This is a genomic window from Lichenicola sp. GTC18331 (assembly GCF_055386855.1).
In genome coordinates, this window is the sequence record NZ_AP045015.1 from 87,086 (window position 1) to 103,920 (window position 16,835).

The window sequence follows — 16,835 nt, forward strand, 5'->3', positions numbered from 1 at the left end:
GTTCCCACACGTTTACGTGAGCAAACCTGTTGCGCGGAAGTTACGGACTATTTACTTGCCGTGGTATTCGCATCACAGATGTGAACCCGGCGCATGGCGTCACCCGCCGATCGTCAACGCCGCGTCATCGCCCGCCAGTACGGACAGCACATCGTCGCGCCCCACATCGGCGCTGGTGAACGCCTCGCCGATCCCCCGGACCAGCACGAAGGACAACGCGCCGTCGCGCATCTTCTTGTCGCGCCCCATGTGCGCGACGAGCCGTTCCGCATCGAGCGGACGGCCGCAATCCGCCAGACGCCATTTCAGCCCTACGCCCTGCAGATGCCGCGCCACCCGCACCACATCCTGGCCGGAACACAGGCCCAGCCTGTGCGACAGCCGGAACGCCAGCACCAGCCCGATCCCCACCGCCTCGCCATGCAGCAGCGTGCCGTCGAACCCCATCTCCGCCTCGAGCGCATGCGCGAAGGTATGGCCCAGGTTCAGCAGCGCCCTGCCGTCGTTCGGCTTTTCTTCCCGCTCGTCGTCGCCCACCACACGCGCCTTGAAGGCGCAGGCGAGACGCACCGCCTCCGCCTGCAGCGCGGCATCGCCGCCCAGCAACGCCGCGGCATGCGACTCGCACCAATCGTAGAGCGGCACGTCGCCGATCAGCCCGGCCTTCACGATCTCCGCATAGCCGGCCCGCAACTCGCGAATGGGAAGTGTCGCCAGAACGTCCGTATCCGCCAGCACCGCGATCGGTTGGTGGAACGCGCCGAGAAGGTTCTTGCCGGCCTTCATGTTGATGCCGGTCTTGCCGCCGACGCTCGAATCGACCTGCGCCAGCAGGGTCGTCGGCACCTGGACGAACGGCAGGCCGCGCATCACCGAGGCCGCGACGAACCCGGCCAGATCGCCGATCACCCCGCCGCCCAGAGCGATCACCGTGGTGCGACGCTCCACCCCCAAAGCCAGCATGCGATCCGCCAGATCGCCGAACCCGGCCAGACTCTTCGACGCCTCGCCCGGCGGCACCACCAGGAACTCCGCCCGGATCCCCGTCGCCGCCAGACCGTCCATCAGCGCTTGCAGATGCAACGGCGCAACGGTCGAATCCGTCACCACCACGACCCGCTTCTGCGGCAGAACCGGCGTCAGCAGCGCTCCCGCCCGCCCGAGCAGCCCCGCGCCGGTGATCACCTCGTAGCGTCGTCCGGGCAGCGACACCTCCAGCCTTCGCGGCGGAACATGCGCCTCCAGCGCCTCCGCGACGCGCTCCGTGGTGCGCTCCACCCCGTCATCGGTGCAATCCACGATCATGTCGGCCTCGGCATAGAAAGGGTGGCGGCGCTCGATCAGCCCCGCCAGGATCTCGCGCGGCTGGCCGGTCTGCAGCAAAGGGCGATGGCTGCGCCCGGCCGTGCGCTTCACCAGCAGGTCGAGCGGGCAGCGCAGCCACACGGAGCGCGCGGTCTGCCGCACCATCTCGCGCGTCGCGGCATCCATGAACGCGCCGCCCCCGGTCGCCAGAACGATCGGTGCACCCCCCAGCAGCCGCCGGATCACGCCCTGCTCGCCCCGCCGGAACTCGGCCTCGCCGTAGCGGGCGAACAACTCGGCGATGGTGATCCCCGCCGCGCGCTCGATTTCCACGTCCGCATCGTGGAACGGCAGCCCCAGACGTGTCGCCAGGCGCCGTCCGACCGTGGTCTTGCCAGCCCCCATCAATCCGACCAGCACGATCGAGCGCTGGTCTTTCGACGAAGACGCTGGGGAAACGAGGGCGGTGGCAGGAAGCGGCCGGCCGATCTCCCCGGCAGGAAGGGTGCGTGACATGAACCGATTCCTACCATAGAGCCTGCCCGGCAACCATGCCGCGACCGGGTTCCCCGGAGCCGGCGCGGGGGCAGCGTTTCACCGCCGGGGAGGCACCATGCGCCGGATTCTCGCCATCCTGTTCCTCACCATCGTGGTGCTTCTGGCCGGTGGCTTTCTCTACCTGGGCTTGTTTCCGCCGCACGTCGTGCCGCAGCCGGTGCATGTGACGGTGGCCCCGGCGACCCTGGCGCCCGGTGGCTGATCCTGGCACACCGATGCGCAACCAGCACGCCGAAGCGTTTCTGGAGATGCTCGCCGCAGAGCGCGGCGCGTCTCCGGCCACGCTGAAGGCCTACGCCGCCGATCTCGCCGATTTCGAACAGTTCCTCGGCGAGGGCGAAGAGGCCGGCGCAGCGCAAATCGGCGCCTATATGGCCGATCTCGCCGGCCGCGGCCTGTCCGCGCGCACGGCGGCGCGCCGCCTGTCCTGCCTGCGCCAGTTCCATCGCTTCCTGGTCCGCGAGGCGGTGTCGGACAGCGATCCCACCGCGCGGATCGAAACCCCGCGCGCACGCCGCACCCTGCCGCGCGTCCTCAGCGAGGCGGAAGTCTCCCTGCTGCTGCGCTCGGCCGGCCCGGAGGGCGGCCCCGGCGGCCTTCTCTCCGCCGCCCGACAGCCGGTCGCCGCCGCCGCTCTCGAACTGCTCTATGCGACCGGCCTGCGAATCTCCGAACTCCTGTCCCTCAGGCGCGCCGCCTTCGCCGGCGACGCCGCGGCGCTGCTGGTGCGCGGCAAGGGCGGACGCGAGCGTCTGGTGCCGCTGTCCGAACCGGCCCGCGATGCGGTTCTCGTTCTGCTGGAACGCGACGGGCGCGACGCCGGACCGTTCCTGTTTCCCGGCCGAGACCGCCGCGCAGCGCTCACCCGCCAGGGCTTCGACAAGATCCTCGCCGACGTGGCCCGCTGCGCCGGCCTCGACCCCGTTCTGCTGCATCCGCACATGCTGCGCCATTCCTTCGCCAGCCACATGTTGGCCCACGGCGCCGATCTGCGCAGCCTGCAGCGCCTGCTCGGCCATGCCGACATCGCCACCACCCAGATCTACACCCACGTGCTCGCCGAACGGCTGCAAAAGCTGGTGGAGCAGCACCATCCGCTGGCGGTCGCCGCAGTCGGGGACTTCGCGGGCGGCCGAACTGTGCTAAAGCGCGAGAACGATGCGTCAATTCCTTGATTTCGAGAAGCCGGTCGCCGAACTGGAGACCAAGATCGACGAGCTCCGGCTCCTGTCCGCCCCCGCGGAAGGCGGCGGGCGCCCTGCCGGCGATGCCAATCCCGTGCAGATCGGCGACGAGATCGCCAAGCTGCAGGAAAAGGCTGACAAGCAGCTCCGCGCCACCTACGCCAAGCTCACGCCCTGGCAGAAGGTGCAGGTCGCGCGTCACGCGCAGCGGCCGCACGCGCTCGACTACATCCGCACCCTCATCACCGATTACATGCCGCTGGCCGGCGACCGCTCCTTCGCGAACGACGAGGCCGTGGTCGGCGGCATCGGCCGCTTCGAGGGCCGTTCGGTGGTCGTGATCGGCACCGAGCGCGGCTCCGATCTCGACACCCGCCTCAAGCACAATTTCGGCATGGCCCGGCCCGAAGGCTACCGCAAGGCGGTGCGTCTGGTGGAACTCGCCGGCCGGTTCGGCCTGCCGATCCTCAGCTTCGTCGACACGCCCGGCGCCTTTCCCGGCATCGACGCCGAGGCGCGCGGTCAGGCCGAAGCAATCGCCCGCTCGATCGACGCCTGCCTGGCATCCCCGGTGCCGATCCTGGCCACGGTGATCGGCGAGGGCGGTTCTGGCGGCGCCATCGCCCTGGCCGCCGGCGATCGCGTGTTCATGCTCGAACACGCGATCTATTCGGTGATCACCCCCGAAGCCTGCTCGTCGATCCTGTGGCGCGACACCAGCCAGGCCACCACCGCCGCCGAAGCCCTGCGTCTCACCGCGCAGGATCTGAAACAGTTCCGTCTGGTGGACGAGATCGTGCCCGAGCCGCTCGGCGGCGCGCATCGCGATCCGGATGCCGCCATCCGCAATGTCGGTCAGCTGATCCGTCAGGCGCTGCCGGGCTTGTGCCAGCTCGATCCAGCCGCCCTGCGCGCGCAACGACGTGAAAAATACCTCGCCATGGGCCGGCTCGGCTCTTAACCGGCCGGAAACCAAACCCGTCCTATCCTCCTCCCGACGCAGGAGAGGAGGTCGGGATGCGTGTGCTGGAAGCGGTGAAACGGGTCAGGGACGGCACGCTCGCTCTGCCCGAACTCTGGTCGATCGCCACGCGCCCGGAACGCGTCACCGTCGCCCTGATCCTGGGCCTGCCGGCCGAACTGCCGAAACAGGCCGCCACGCCCGCCGCGGCATGGAACGCGATCAATCGCCGCCAGCAGATGATGGTCCTGAACTACGCCCCAGACCGGATCAAGGCGCGGTTGCCGACGGCACTCAGGCCGCCGCTGCGCCTGATCCCGGCAGAGGCCGCGCCATCCCGCCGTCAGGCCGGGCTTACGGGATGAAGTAGAACGGGTTCGGCAACTGGAACCCCCGCATCGCGTGCCCGCCGGACAGGTCGGAACGCTGGTCGCCCACGGTCGCGACGATCGTGTAGCCCTGCTTCTCGATCTCGGCCCGCGCCGGCGCCTTGAAATCGGCAGCGCTCTTGTACCAAGAGCCCACCGGTTCCAGCACCAGCCCGGCCCAGTTCGCATAGCCCGCCTTGCTGAGATTGGCGGCCGTGGCGGCGCGCACATCCTCGTTGCGGCCGGTGATGAAGAACACCGCCACACCCAGGCGCTGCGCCCGGCGCGCCAGCTCCAGCGTCGGCGCGATCGCGGGCGCCTGCGCCAGTTTCTCCCAGGCACCGAAGCCGCACGGCCCTTTCGGCAGCCGGTCGCACGACCCGTCGGTGAAGAACCCGAACCCGTTGGCGCGCTGCTCGTCCCAGTTCGACAGCGAGGTCTCGTCGATATCCAGCACCAGCGCCGGCTTGCGCACATGCGGCGCCTGCGCCGCGATCCAGTCGCCCGCTTCCGTGTCCACCGCCGCGATGTCGCGCTCGTAGCGGCCGGAATCGTGATAGGCGACTGCGCGCTTCTCGGCGTCCGCGATGTTCTCCGGCTCTGACCATCCGGCGGGTGTCGGCGCGATCGGCGTTCCGGCGGCGTGTGCGGCGACACTCAGGAAACCGGCAAGGCCGGCGCAGGCGAGGGCGTATTTCAAGGCAGGCATATCCGATCAGCCATTATGAGGCGGAGTGTAGGTCGCGCCCGGCTGCAAGCGGGTCACGTAGGGCCCGGTCCAGTCGCGTTCGAAAATCGCGTTTAGCGTGGCCGCGGGCGCCGCACCATGCACCAGCACGGACGCATCCACGGTGTTGTTGAAATAGCTCCATTCCCAGTTGCCGGTGCCGATGAACACGCTGTCGTCGTCCGCCACCGCGTATTTGCAGTGCTCGACCCGGGCATAGGGGATATGGCCGCTCGCCAGTTCCGGCACGGTGCTGAACCGCACCTCGATCCCCGGCATTGCCGCCAGGCTCTTCAGATAAGATTGCGACGGCTCCGTCAGGGACCAGTCCGCCACCACGATCTGCACGCTCACGCCGCGCGCCGCCGCATCGCGGATCGCCGAATCCAGCTCCGGCCACCACCCTTTCGCGCCGTAGCCCTTCAACGCGCTCAACGTCATCACCTGGATGCGCAGCCTGTGTCGCGCGGCCGCGATCATGTGGATCAGCGCCGGCTGCTCCGCCGTCAGGAAGGACGGCATCATCTCCGGCGGGCTGAAGGCCGGAAACGCGATCAGCGACCCGTCCAGCAGAACCGGATCGTTCTCCGTCGCCGGCCGGAACGGCGCGGGCAGAGCCGCCGCCTTCTGCGCCTTCGGCAGTTCCTCGCCCTGCGCCAGCGCCCACAGCTCGGCGAAATCGGCCTCGAAACTGGCGCCGAACCGCGGATCGACGATCTCGGCGCCGATCTCGTGGATCTGCTCCAGGGCGCGCCAATCCCAGTTCTGGCTGCCGACGAACACCTTTTCGCCATCCACGATCATGTATTTGGCATGCAGCACGCCGCCGGTCAGGGCGCCGGTCGGCAGAATGGCGATCTCCAGATTCGGCACGCCCTTCAGCCGTTCGATCGACGGGCCGGTCTCGCGCATGAAGGCGCGCCCAACCAGCAGCCGCACCTTCACCCCGGCCCGCGCCCGCTCGATCAGCCGGTCCAGCACCGGCGCCATCGCCTTGCCCGGCTTGTCGGTGATGTAGAACGCGGCGACGTCGATGCTGTGCTGGGCGCCCCCGATCATGTCGAGCCACACCGCCTGCGTCCGGGGAACGCCCGGCTGGCCGTAGATCGAGGTCTCCGGAACGCTTTCCACGATCCGGAATGCCGGGTCCGCCCAGGCCAGGCGGACGGGAAGGGCGGAAACAACCAGCGCGGAGGCGAGCAGCAGGGGGCGGATCATGGCCGAAACAAAACCATCCGTGTCGCCGCCACGCCAGCCCCGCAGGCCGGGTTTTCCGTCAGGGCGCCGGTTCGCCGTCGATCGGTTCGCGCCCCAGACCGGCGATCAGCGCCCGCAGCGCCTGCTGCACCGCGTCGAGCCCCGCCGCGTCCGTGCCCTTCGCCACCAGGGCCACGCCGCGACGCCCGTCCGGCCGCTCGAACGGATAGGAGCCCAGATCGAGCGTCGGATGCGCGTGCTGGATCGCCTCGAGCCCAGCCGCCAGCGCGCCTTCGCCCAGCCGTTCGGCATGCACCGCTACCATCCGGACCGGCTCGAACCGGCCGAGCGACGGCTCCAGCGCCTCGAACATCGCCTGCATGATGCGCGGCACGCCGGCCATCACATGCACGTTGCCGATGGTGAAGCCCGGCGCCACCGACACGCTGTTCGGAATCGGCACCGCCCCGCGCGGCAGCGTCGCCATCCGGCGCCGCGCGGCGTTGAACTCGCCCGCCCCGAACAAAGCTTCCAGCTTTTCCATCGACTCCTGGTGCGGCTCCCAAGGCACTCCGAACGCCTCGGCCACGCAGGGGCTGGTGATGTCGTCATGGGTCGGCCCGATGCCGCCGGTGGTGAATACATAATCGAACCGCGCCCGCAGCTCGTTCACGGTGCCGATGATCGTGTCCGCCACGTCCGGGATCACGCGCACCTCGCGCACGGCGATGCCCAGCGCCCCCAGACGGCGCGCCAGGAACTGAACGTTGATGTCCTGGGTGCGCCCGGACAAGATCTCGTTGCCGATCACCAGGATGGCGGCGACAGGGGCCGGAACGGGGGAGGGCGGGTTGCTCATGGATCTCCTCGTGGCTTCGGCGAGCCGTTCCGGCCAGCCCGGCGTTTCCGTCCGGCGGGACGATGCTCTACACAGTCGCGGCAAAGGAAAGCGCGGCCGATGACCCTGTTCCCCGAACCATCCTGCATATGGGACCTCCAAGCCGAACTTGGCGAGGGCCTCGTCTGGATGGAGCGCGAAGCCGCGCTCTACGGCGTCGATATCATCGGCAGGCTGGTCTACCGCTTCCACCCCGACTCCGGCGAACGCACCGTATGGGACGCACCGGCCCGGCCGACCTTCCTGGTGCCGGACGCGGAAGGCCATCTGCTCTGCGGCTGCGCCGACGGCCTCCGCACGTTCGACGGCAGCACCGGAACCTTCGGCCCGCTGGTGCCGGTGGAATCCTTCCTCCCGGACAACCGCCTCAACGACGCCTGCGCCGACAAGCAGGGGCGGCTCTGGTTCGGCTCCATGCACGATCCCGAAACCGAGGCCAGCGGCTCGCTCTACCGCCTCGACAACCGGCACGGCGCGGAACCGGTGCAGATGGACACCGGCTACATCGTCAGCAACGGCCCGGCGATCGACCCGCTCCGCAACCGCCTCTACCACAACGATTCCGTCCGCCAGACCGTCGTCCTGTTCGATCTGGCCGAGGACGGCACCCTGTCGAACAAGCGCATCTTCGCCCAAATCGAGACCGGCTATCCCGACGGCATGACCGTGGACCGGGACGGCTTCCTTTGGGTCGCCCTGTTCGCCGGCGGCGGCGTGCAACGCTTCGCCCCTGACGGCACCAGGGACCGCTTCGTCCCGCTCCCCGCCTCCAACATCACCAAGATCGCCTTCGGCGGCCCCGATTACCGCACCGCCTTCGTCAGCAGCGCCCGCAAGGGTCTCAGCCCCGAAGCTCTCGCCGCCCAGCCGCTCGCCGGCGGCCTGTTCCGCTTCGAGGTCGAAACCCCCGGCCAACCGCCGTGCGTGTTCCGCGCCTGAATGCGAGCCACCATCGGAACCAGAAGCGGTGTTCTTTCTTGAAAGAAAGAACCAAAGAACTTCTGTTTGTTTGATCGGTACAAGCTGGAAGCTGACGATTTCAACAATCAGAAGCCTTCTTTTTCTTCAGAAAAAGAAGGCTTCTGACGTTTCCAATCCAGAACGCTCCCTAGAGCAGATCCCGCAACAACGGTACCAGCGGCTTGTCCGCATCCGGCATCGGATAGCGGTCGAGCTGCTCGGCCGAGGCCCAGGCCAGGGTCTGGCCTTCCCGCGCCACCGGCACGCCCTTCCAGCGCCGGCACACGTAGAGCGGCATCAGCAGATGGAATTTCGCGTAGGGGTGCGACGCGAAGGCGAACGGCGCCAGACAGGCCTCGCCGACATCGAGCCCCAATTCCTCGGCCAGCTCGCGCACCAGCGCCTGCTCCGGCGTCTCGTCCGGCTCGACCTTGCCGCCCGGAAACTCCCACAGCCCGGCCATCGCCTTGCCTTCCGGACGGCGCGCCAACAATACGCGCCCATCCGAATCGATCAGCGCGCAAGCCGCCACCAGCACGGTGCGACGCTGCACCGGCACGGCCTCGGCGTTCACCTCGACCGGCGGCGGCTCCGGTGCCGCGGGATGCAGATCGTCATGCCGCGCCTCGAACAACAGCACGGGATGCTCGCCGCCACGCGCCAGGAACGGCAGGCGGCCGCTGCCGCATTCGCGGAACCCGATCCGGCGCAGAACGGCGGCCGAGGGCGGGTTGTCGCTGGCGACCCGCGCCGTCAGACGGTCGATCTCCAGATTGGCCAGCGCCCAGTGCGACAAGCGCCCGACGGCTTCTCCGGCCACGCCGTTGTTCCAGAACTTGGCGCCCACCCAGTAGCCGATATCGCCGGACCGGGTCTGCGCATCGACGCGGATGCCGATGCAGCCCAGCAGACGCTCCGGCGTCGCATCCGGGTCGATGATGGCGAAATGCCAGGCGCGCCCATCGAGACGCTGCGTCTCGGTCGAGGCGATCCACTCATCCGCCAGGCTGCGCGGATACGGAAACGGCAGCGTGGACAGCATGCGCACCACGCTCCAGTCGTTGACCAGACGGTGGATCGCTTCGGCATCGCCGGGCAGGAGCGGACGCAAGGAGAACCGGCGCGTCCGCAGAACCGGTCCGGCCGCGCCGGTCCCGTTCCGCTCGCCCTCCGGCCCCGTGCCGCCCGGCTCAGGCCGGTTCGGCGGAACCATGAATGCCGCGTTCGGCCAGAAGTCCGCGAAGGGTGCGGATCACGGGGAACACTTCCTGGTTCCAGTCCTCGCCCTGGGCGTCGTGCGCCGCCTGTTCCAGCTCCACGATGTCGCGGTCCTCGCGGAAGATGCGCTCGGTGAACAGCACCAGCAGCGGCCAGGCCGCATCCAGAACGAACGGGATCTTCGGCTTGCGGACGGACAACAGCCCGAACACGCGATTGCGCTTCTGTTCCTTATCGAGCGGCACGTAGACGATCCACAGATCCATCACCGGCGGCTCGCCCTCGGTCTGGATGCGCAGGGTCTGGTACGGATACTCGGTGCGCACCGTCATCACGTCGCGCTCGAGCTCGTTCTTGATGCCCGAACGACGCTCGCCGAAGATCAGGGCCTCGCCCAGAGGCTGCGACCCGCCGGTGCGCTTGAACGAGTATTTCACCTCGCACCAATCCTCGCCGCGGGACTGGCCGAGAACGCGGGGCTTCATCTGCCCCATCTGCTTCGAGTGCATGAACTGATGGTTCATATCCATCAGGTTCTCGTGCATGAACGAGTAGTGGCAGCCCACCTCGCGGCCGAAACGGCGCGTCTTGTAGGCCGGATCCGCCACGGAACCGAGGCCGGGCAGGGGAGTCTCCTCGGCCAGGGCTGGATCGCCCGGGAACACCAGGATCAGCCCGTTCACTTCCCGCACGGGATAGGAGCGCACGCCGTTCGGCATCCGGTCCTTGCCGAGATACGGCACGTCCACGCAGGCCCCGGTCTGGGCATAGGCCCAGCCGTGATAGGCGCAGCGCACCGCGCAGCCATCGACCTTGCCCTTGCTCAGCGGCACCTGGCGATGCGCGCAACGATCCTCCAGCGCGAAGACCGGTCCTTCCTTGGGCCGCACCAGAACGATCGGCTCGCCGGCGAAGGCGCAGGCCAGAACGCCGCCTTTCTTCAGCTCGCGCGACCAGGCCAGCGGATACCAGTGATCAGGATGGGCGCCCACGCGACGCAGATCGGGCTCGCCGCACAGAGCGGGATCGGGCTGCAGGCGAACCGGCGGAACGGTGTGGTTCATCTGTCCTCGTGGCGTTGGCGCGAAACCGAGAGTGGTCATACGAGCCGCCCCGAAACAAGCGGCCCGATGCCGGAAAATTACGGCGGGTTCATCACGAACACAGGGTCGGCCTCGTGACGGCGCATCACCAGCGTGCCGGCCATCAGATCGTGCAGCGCCTGCTTGCGGCGCGTCCAGCCGGCCATCAGGAAGCCGATGCAGAAGATCAGCCAGGACACGTATTTGCCGGCATAGCGACCGAGCGCGCGGCCCAGACCGATCCGGCGACCGTGCAGATCGGTCACCCTCATGCCGCAGATCCGCTTGCCCAGCGTCGCCTGCCAGCGCGACGATTCCAGCAGCGCGAAATAACAGACCGCCAGCGCGATCGCGAGAAGCCCGCTTTCCTGGCCGTAGGTGTGCCAGTGCAGATGCGGCGCCTGGTTCACCGTCACCGAATAATCGATGGTCGAGAACGGCCCGTCCTGCACCACCCCGTTATCGTCCTGGAACGACACGCCGAAGTGGCGCATCCCGGTCACCAGAAGCAGGACCCGCTCCAGTACGGCCAGGATCAGCATGTCGAGAATGAACGCCAGCACCCGCCACCAGAACCCGGCATAGCCCCACACCAGGGCGGGCGGCGACATCGTCGTCGCGGGAGGCATGGACCCGTTGCCGAAGGCGCCGCTCATGCTGTCCTAGCTCCGATAGCTGCCGTTGATGTCGATGTAGCCATGCGTCAGGTCGCAGGTCCATGCGTGGCCGCGCCCCTGGCCGATGCCGAGATCGATCTCGATGCCGATCTCCTGCCCGCGCATATGCGCCACGACCGGCGCCTCGTCGTAGCCCGGAACGATCGTCCCGGCCCGCGCCATCCAGGTGCCGCCCACGGCGATCGACAGCGTGTCGCGATCGGCCGGCTCGCCGCTCTTGCCCACCGCCATCACGATGCGGCCCCAGTTGGCGTCCTCGCCGGCGATCGCGGTCTTCACCAGCGGCGAGTTCGCCACCGCCATCGCCACGCGCTGCGCCGATTCGTCCGAGGCCGCACCGCTCACCGCGATCCGCACCAGCTTCTGCGCCCCTTCGCCGTCGCGGATCACCTGCAACGCCAGATCCAGCATCAGCCCGTCCAGCGCCGACGCGAACTCCCTCAGCGCCGGATCTTCCGCTCCCTCCGGCGCCGCATTCCCGGCCTGGCCGGTGGCGAACAACAGAACCGTGTCGCTGGTCGAGGTGTCGGAATCCACCGTGGTGCGGTTGAACGACCGGTCCACCGACCGCTTCAACAGCGTCTGCATCACCGCAGACGGCAGCGCCGCGTCGGTGGCGACGAAACACAGCATGGTCGCCATGTCCGGCGCGATCATGCCGCTGCCCTTGGCGATGCCCTGGATCACCACCTCGGTCTCGCCGATCCGGGTCCGCGCGACGGCCCCTTTCGGGAAGGTGTCGGTGGTCATGATGCCGCGCGCCGCCGCTTCCCAGTTCGCCTCGGACAGCTCCGGCAGCATGGCGGGCAGGGCGGCGGTGATGCGCTCGAACGGCAGAACCTCGCCGATCACCCCGGTCGAGGACAGGAACACCTCGGCCGGCGTGCAGCCGAGCAACGCCGCCGCCGCATCCGCCGTCGCGGCGCAGGCATCGCGCCCGGCTCTGCCGGTGAACACGTTGGCATTGCCGGCATTCACCACCAGACCGCGCGCCACGCCGCCGACCAGGCTGGCGCGGCACCAATCCACCGGCGCCCCCGGGCACAGATTGCGCGTGAACACGCCCGCGACCGTCGTACCCGGCGCGAACGCCGCCAGCACCAGATCGGTGCGGTCGCGATAGCGGATGCCGGCCGCCGCCGCGGCGAAGCGGACCCCCGGAACGGTCCCCAGGGACGGAAACGGAACGGCGAGCGGGGAACGGGCGATCGACTTGGCCATGGCGCGTCCAAAACAAATGAAAACGGCGACGGGCTATCGGCCCGCCTCAGGAACACATGAAAACGGCAGGCTGTGGGCCTGCGCCAGAATCGGAGGAAAGCGGCAATGGATTGCGCGCTCGCCCCGAGAAACAAACGAAGAGAGCGGCGTGCTGTAGGCTCGCTCCAGTAACGAAACAAAGCGGCGACGGGCTGTAGGCCCGCTCCAGAAACGCATAAAGACGGCGACGAGCTGTAGGCGCGCCCCAGAAAACATGAAACCGGCGGCGGGCTGTACCCCGCCCCGGGAACACATGAAAATGGCGGCGGGCTGTAGGCCCGCCGCCACCGGGCGTTCAGGATGGAAGGGCGTCAGTTGCCGTTCGGCGGCGTGGCGCCCGGCGTGGTCGGCGCCGCGGCCTGGGCCGGAACCGGCGAAGACCCGGCCGGAGCGGAAGAGGCCGGCGCCGGCTTGTCCGAAGCGGGCGTGCCGTCCGGGTTGAAGCGCTGCACCTTCACCTGCGCCACCGCCTTGTCCACGGCGGCATGCACGCCGTCCTGGATCAGCTTCTGGCGGATCTGCGCGGCCACGGTGTCGAAGGCGGGCGGGGTCGAGGTCCGGGTGTCGAGCACCTGGATCACATGCCAGCCGTAGCGGGTATGCACCGGGGTGTCGGAAATCTGGCCCTTCTTCATCGCGAAGGCGGCGTTGGAGAATTCGGGCAGCATGTCGCCCTTCTTGAACCAGCCCAGATCGCCGCCGCCGGCATCCACCGACGCCTTGTCGGTGGAATATTTCTTGGCCAGCGTGGCGAAATCGGCGCCGGCCTTCAGCTGCTTGATGATGTCCTGCGCCGTCTTCTCGTCGGCCACCAGGATGTGGCGGGCATGGACCTCTTCCTCGCCCGGCTTGCCGGCGTAGTCGCGCGCATACACGTTCTTCACCGCGGCCTCGTCGGCCTGCGGACCGACGATGCGCGACAGATAGACGTTCTGCAGCGCCTGATCGGCGGCGGCCTGCATCGCCTTCTGGGCGGCCGGGTCCTTCTCCAGACCTTCCTTCTTGGCCGCGATCACCAGCGCCTTCTGGTCGATCAGCTGGTTCACGATCATCGGAAACAGCATCTGCGGCGGCACGCTGCGCATGTCTTCCGGCAGGGCCTGGGCCGCGGCGCGCACGTCGTCGAGATGGATCTGCTGGCCGTTCACCGAGGCGACGACCGGGTTGCTGTCCTTGGTCACAGGCGCGGCAGCGGCCGGCTTCGAGGAGGATTCGACGGCGCCCGCATCCTTCTTGTGCGGCGCGGCGAACGCGGCCGGCGTGAGAGCGGAAGCAGACAGGAAGAAGGCGGCCGCCGAGAAAAGGGCAGCCGGGCTGGAACGCCGCATGGGATGGAAACCTCGAGCTTTCGGTTCTCCGATGATGCCAAAACCAGACCGGGGTCACAAGCGAGGCCCCCGGCGAGCCCCAACCGGCCCCGATCGGGCCCCGGCCGCACCCCGGAAACCGGACGCTTGGTTGACCGGACACCGGGCCGGTCCTATGTGAAAACCCGCGTGGCGTCCGGCCCGAACGGTGTCGGGCGCCTGCTCGCCTGCGCCCCGCGCGCCAGTGTCATGGGCCAGCTCTTCTGGGTTCGGTGCCCCGGGATCAAGCATCCCCCGGGAGCCACGGTTCGTTCCTCGGCGGGGATGCCGGACATTGGGCGTTTGGGGCGGACGCCACCCGGAAGGCCCGCATGTTCGCTGCTCTCGCCCGTTCCCTGTTCGGCAACGCCAACGACCGCTCGCTGCGGACGCATCAGCGGCGCGTGCCCGAGATCAACGCGCTGGAACCGGCGATGCGGGCGCTGGACGACGCGCAGCTCGCCGGCAAGACCGCCGAATTCCGTCAGCGCATCGCCGCGGGCGCCAGCCTCGACAGCCTGCTGCCCGAAGCCTTCGCCGTGGTGCGCGAGGCATCCCGACGCGTGCTCGGCATGCGCCATTTCGACGTGCAGCTCATCGGCGGCATGGTGCTCCATTCCGGCCGCATCGCCGAGATGCGCACCGGCGAAGGCAAGACCCTCGTCGGCACCCTGCCGACCTATCTCAACGCGCTCTCCGGGAAGGGCGTCCACGTCGTCACTGTCAACGACTATCTCGCCCGGCGCGACTCCGAGGAGATGGGCCAGCTCTACGCCTTTCTCGGCCTCACCACCGGCGTGATCGTGCCGAACATCTCCGACCCGGAACGACGCGCCGCCTACGCTGCCGACGTCACCTACGGCACCAACAACGAATTCGGCTTCGATTACCTGCGCGACAACATGAAGTACCGGCTGGAGGACATGGTCCAGCGCGACTTCAACTACGCCATCGTCGACGAGGTGGACTCGATCCTGATCGACGAGGCCCGCACACCGCTCATCATCTCCGGCCCGGCCGAGGACAGCTCCGAACTCTACCGCTCCGTCGACGCAGTGGTGGCCGAGCTGAGCAAGGACGCGTCCTGCTACGACAAGGACGAGAAGTTCCGCACCGTGATCCTTACCGAGCACGGCACGGAAACCGTGGAGCGGATGCTGCAGGAAGCCGGCATTGTCGCCCAGGGCGGCCTCTACGACATCCACAACGTGTCCGTGGTGCATCACGTGCAGCAGAGCCTGCGCGCGCACACGCTGTTCTCGCGTGACGTCGACTACATCGTCCGCGACGGCAAGGTGGTGATCATCGACGAGTTCACCGGCCGCATGATGGAAGGCAGACGCTACGGCGACGGTCTGCACCAGGCGCTGGAAGCCAAAGAGCATCAGGAAATCCAGCAGGAAAACCAGACGCTCGCCTCCATCACCTTCCAGAACTATTTCCGGCTCTACCCGAAGCTGTCCGGCATGACCGGCACGGCGATGACCGAGGCCGACGAGTTCGCCGAGATCTACAAGCTCGACGTGGTCGAGATCCCGACCAACCTGCCGGTGCAGCGCAAGGACGGCGACGACGAGGTCTATCTCAACGAGCACGACAAGTTCGCCGCCGTCACCCGCCTGATCGCCGAAATCCACCAGACCAAACAACCGATCCTGGTCGGGACCACCTCGATCGAGAAGAGCGAGCACCTGTCGTCCCTGCTCGCCGCCGAGAAGATCCCGCACAACGTGCTGAACGCGCGCTTCCACGAGCTGGAAGCCACCATTGTCGCGCAGGCCGGCGCACCCGGCGCCATCACCATCGCCACCAACATGGCGGGGCGCGGCACCGACATCAAACTCGGCGGCAATGTCGAGATGCGCGTGCGTCAGGAACTCGCCAATCTGGACGAGGCGACCCACGCCGAGCGCGAAGCGCAGATCCGCGCCGAAGTCGCCGCCTACGCTCCCATCGTGCGCGAAGCCGGTGGCCTGTTCGTGATCGGCACCGAGCGTCACGAAAGCCGCCGTATCGACAACCAGCTCCGCGGACGCTCCGGCCGTCAGGGCGATCCGGGCGCATCCCGCTTCTTCCTGTCGCTGCAGGACGATCTCATGCGCATCTTCGGCTCCGACCGGATGGCCGGAATGCTGCAGAAGATGGGCCTGAAGCAGGGCGAGGCGATCATCCATCCCTGGATCAACCGCGCGCTGGAAAAGGCGCAGAAGAAGGTCGAAGCCCGCAACTTCGACACGCGCAAGAACCTGCTCAAATACGACGACGTCAACAACAGCCAGCGCAAGGAAGTCTACGCGCAGCGCCGCGAGTTCATGTCGTCCGACGACGTGTCCGAGATCATCGCCACCATGCGCAACGAGCTGATCGATCATGCGGTGCGCGCGCGCATTCCGGAAAAGTCGTTCGGAGAGCAGTGGGAAAGCGAAGCGCTGCGCGAGGATCTGCAGCGCCTGCTGGCGATCGATTTTCCGATCGAGGACTGGTCCAGGGAAGACGGCGTCGGCCTCACCGAAGTGCTCGAACGGGTCGAGCTGGCCGCCACGCAGTCCGCCGCGGCCAAGGCGGCGAATTTCGGCCCGTCCGTCATGCGCTACATCGAGAAGCAGCTCCTGCTCAACACGTTTGATACCGTGTGGAAGGAACATCTTCTCGCCCTGGATCAGCTCCGCCAGGGCATCTCGCTCCGCGCCTATGGCCAGAAAGATCCGCTCAACGAATACAAGAACGAGGCCTTCGCCCTGTTCAACGTCATGCTCGACGAGCTGCGCGAGCGCGTCACCGGCATGCTGTCGCGCGTCGAGATCATGCCGCCGGCCGACGATCCGTTCCCGGGCCAGGGCATCGACACGACGGTCTCCGTCACCCCGAACGGTCCTGCCGCCGCACCGATCGCCGATCACGTCACCCTGTCCGCACCGGCCGACGCCACGCTGCAACAGGTGGTGGAACCGGCGCCGGACGCGGTGCATCTGGCGCCCGCGCACCCGACGCTGACCGCCGATCCGGCGAGCTGGATCGACACGCCGCGCAACGCACTCTGCCCGTGCGGCTCGGGCAACAAATACAAGCACTGCCACGGGCGTCTCGCCTAAGG

The 16,835-nt window shown here is 68.1% G+C and carries 15 protein-coding genes; 6 read left to right on the plus strand and 9 right to left on the minus strand.

All coding sequences use genetic code 11. The features are described 5' to 3' along the window. Positions 1–99 precede the first annotated feature (99 nt). Entirely contained in the window at positions 100–1,821 is a 1,722-nt protein-coding gene (gene aroB, locus ACZ5BM_RS00350; RefSeq protein ID WP_498909330.1) for a 3-dehydroquinate synthase, read from the minus strand. A gap of 97 nt (positions 1,822–1,918) precedes the next feature. Between aroB and ACZ5BM_RS00355 the strand changes: the two genes are divergently transcribed. The 4 genes from ACZ5BM_RS00355 to ACZ5BM_RS00370 are packed head-to-tail and all read left to right on the plus strand — an operon-like array spanning position 1,919 to position 4,373. Next, a complete protein-coding gene (locus ACZ5BM_RS00355) occupies positions 1,919–2,065 on the plus strand; it encodes a hypothetical protein (protein WP_498909331.1) in 147 nt (48 codons plus the stop codon). A gap of 13 nt (positions 2,066–2,078) precedes the next feature. After that, positions 2,079–3,038 carry a site-specific integrase gene (locus ACZ5BM_RS00360; protein WP_498909333.1) on the plus strand — a complete coding sequence of 320 codons (960 nt, stop codon included), beginning with the start codon at positions 2,079–2,081 and terminating at the stop codon, positions 3,036–3,038. Next, on the plus strand, positions 3,022–4,008 hold the full coding sequence (locus ACZ5BM_RS00365) for an acetyl-CoA carboxylase carboxyltransferase subunit alpha (RefSeq protein WP_498909334.1): 987 nt from the start codon (positions 3,022–3,024) through the stop codon (positions 4,006–4,008). The genes ACZ5BM_RS00360 and ACZ5BM_RS00365 overlap by 17 nt, the downstream gene beginning before the upstream one ends. Before the next feature lie 56 nt (positions 4,009–4,064). Continuing rightward, a complete protein-coding gene (locus ACZ5BM_RS00370) occupies positions 4,065–4,373 on the plus strand; it encodes a hypothetical protein (protein ID WP_498909335.1) in 309 nt (102 codons plus the stop codon). Here the strand turns inward: ACZ5BM_RS00370 and ACZ5BM_RS00375 are convergent. From ACZ5BM_RS00375 to ACZ5BM_RS00385, 3 genes are read right to left on the minus strand one after another with little or no spacing between them, the layout of a single operon-like run. Continuing rightward, positions 4,363–5,076, minus strand: coding sequence for an HAD family acid phosphatase (locus ACZ5BM_RS00375; protein ID WP_498909336.1), 714 nt, complete (start codon positions 5,074–5,076; stop codon positions 4,363–4,365). The genes ACZ5BM_RS00370 and ACZ5BM_RS00375 overlap by 11 nt on opposite strands. A 15-nt stretch (positions 5,077–5,091) precedes the next feature. Continuing rightward, complete coding sequence (locus ACZ5BM_RS00380; protein ID WP_498909337.1) at positions 5,092–6,321, minus strand: phospholipase D-like domain-containing protein; 1,230 nt, start codon at positions 6,319–6,321, stop codon at positions 5,092–5,094. A 58-nt stretch (positions 6,322–6,379) separates the two neighbouring features. After that, on the minus strand, positions 6,380–7,159 hold the full coding sequence (locus ACZ5BM_RS00385) for a competence/damage-inducible protein A (RefSeq protein WP_498909339.1): 780 nt from the start codon (positions 7,157–7,159) through the stop codon (positions 6,380–6,382). 99 nt (positions 7,160–7,258) lie between these two features. On the opposite strand from ACZ5BM_RS00385, the gene ACZ5BM_RS00390 reads away from it, so the two are divergent. Beyond that, positions 7,259–8,137, plus strand: coding sequence for an SMP-30/gluconolactonase/LRE family protein (locus ACZ5BM_RS00390; protein WP_498909340.1), 879 nt, complete (start codon positions 7,259–7,261; stop codon positions 8,135–8,137). A gap of 169 nt (positions 8,138–8,306) precedes the next feature. Here the strand turns inward: ACZ5BM_RS00390 and ACZ5BM_RS00395 are convergent, their stop codons facing one another. From ACZ5BM_RS00395 to ACZ5BM_RS00415, 5 genes are all read right to left on the minus strand, one after another. After that, entirely contained in the window at positions 8,307–9,371 is a 1,065-nt protein-coding gene (locus ACZ5BM_RS00395; RefSeq protein ID WP_498909341.1) for a bifunctional GNAT family N-acetyltransferase/(deoxy)nucleoside triphosphate pyrophosphohydrolase, read from the minus strand. After that, entirely contained in the window at positions 9,349–10,440 is a 1,092-nt protein-coding gene (locus tag ACZ5BM_RS00400; RefSeq protein WP_498909342.1) for a Rieske 2Fe-2S domain-containing protein, read from the minus strand. Before ACZ5BM_RS00400 ends, ACZ5BM_RS00395 begins: the two co-directional genes overlap by 23 nt. Positions 10,441–10,517: 77 nt before the next feature. Further along, positions 10,518–11,114 (minus strand): RDD family protein, encoded by a 597-nt coding sequence (locus ACZ5BM_RS00405; protein WP_498909343.1) that lies wholly within the window; start codon positions 11,112–11,114, stop codon positions 10,518–10,520. Between the two features lie 6 nt (positions 11,115–11,120). Then, the gene (gene argJ, locus ACZ5BM_RS00410) at positions 11,121–12,356 is read right to left on the minus strand and encodes a bifunctional ornithine acetyltransferase/N-acetylglutamate synthase (protein ID WP_498909344.1); all 1,236 of its coding nucleotides are present in this window, start codon (positions 12,354–12,356) and stop codon (positions 11,121–11,123) included. 350 nt (positions 12,357–12,706) lie between these two features. Continuing rightward, on the minus strand, positions 12,707–13,723 hold the full coding sequence (locus tag ACZ5BM_RS00415) for a peptidylprolyl isomerase (protein ID WP_498909345.1): 1,017 nt from the start codon (positions 13,721–13,723) through the stop codon (positions 12,707–12,709). A gap of 350 nt (positions 13,724–14,073) precedes the next feature. On the opposite strand from ACZ5BM_RS00415, the gene secA reads away from it, so the two are divergent. Beyond that, the gene (gene secA / locus ACZ5BM_RS00420; RefSeq protein ID WP_498909346.1) at positions 14,074–16,833 is read left to right on the plus strand and encodes a preprotein translocase subunit SecA; all 2,760 of its coding nucleotides are present in this window, start codon (positions 14,074–14,076) and stop codon (positions 16,831–16,833) included. The last annotated feature ends 2 nt before the right edge of the window (positions 16,834–16,835 follow it).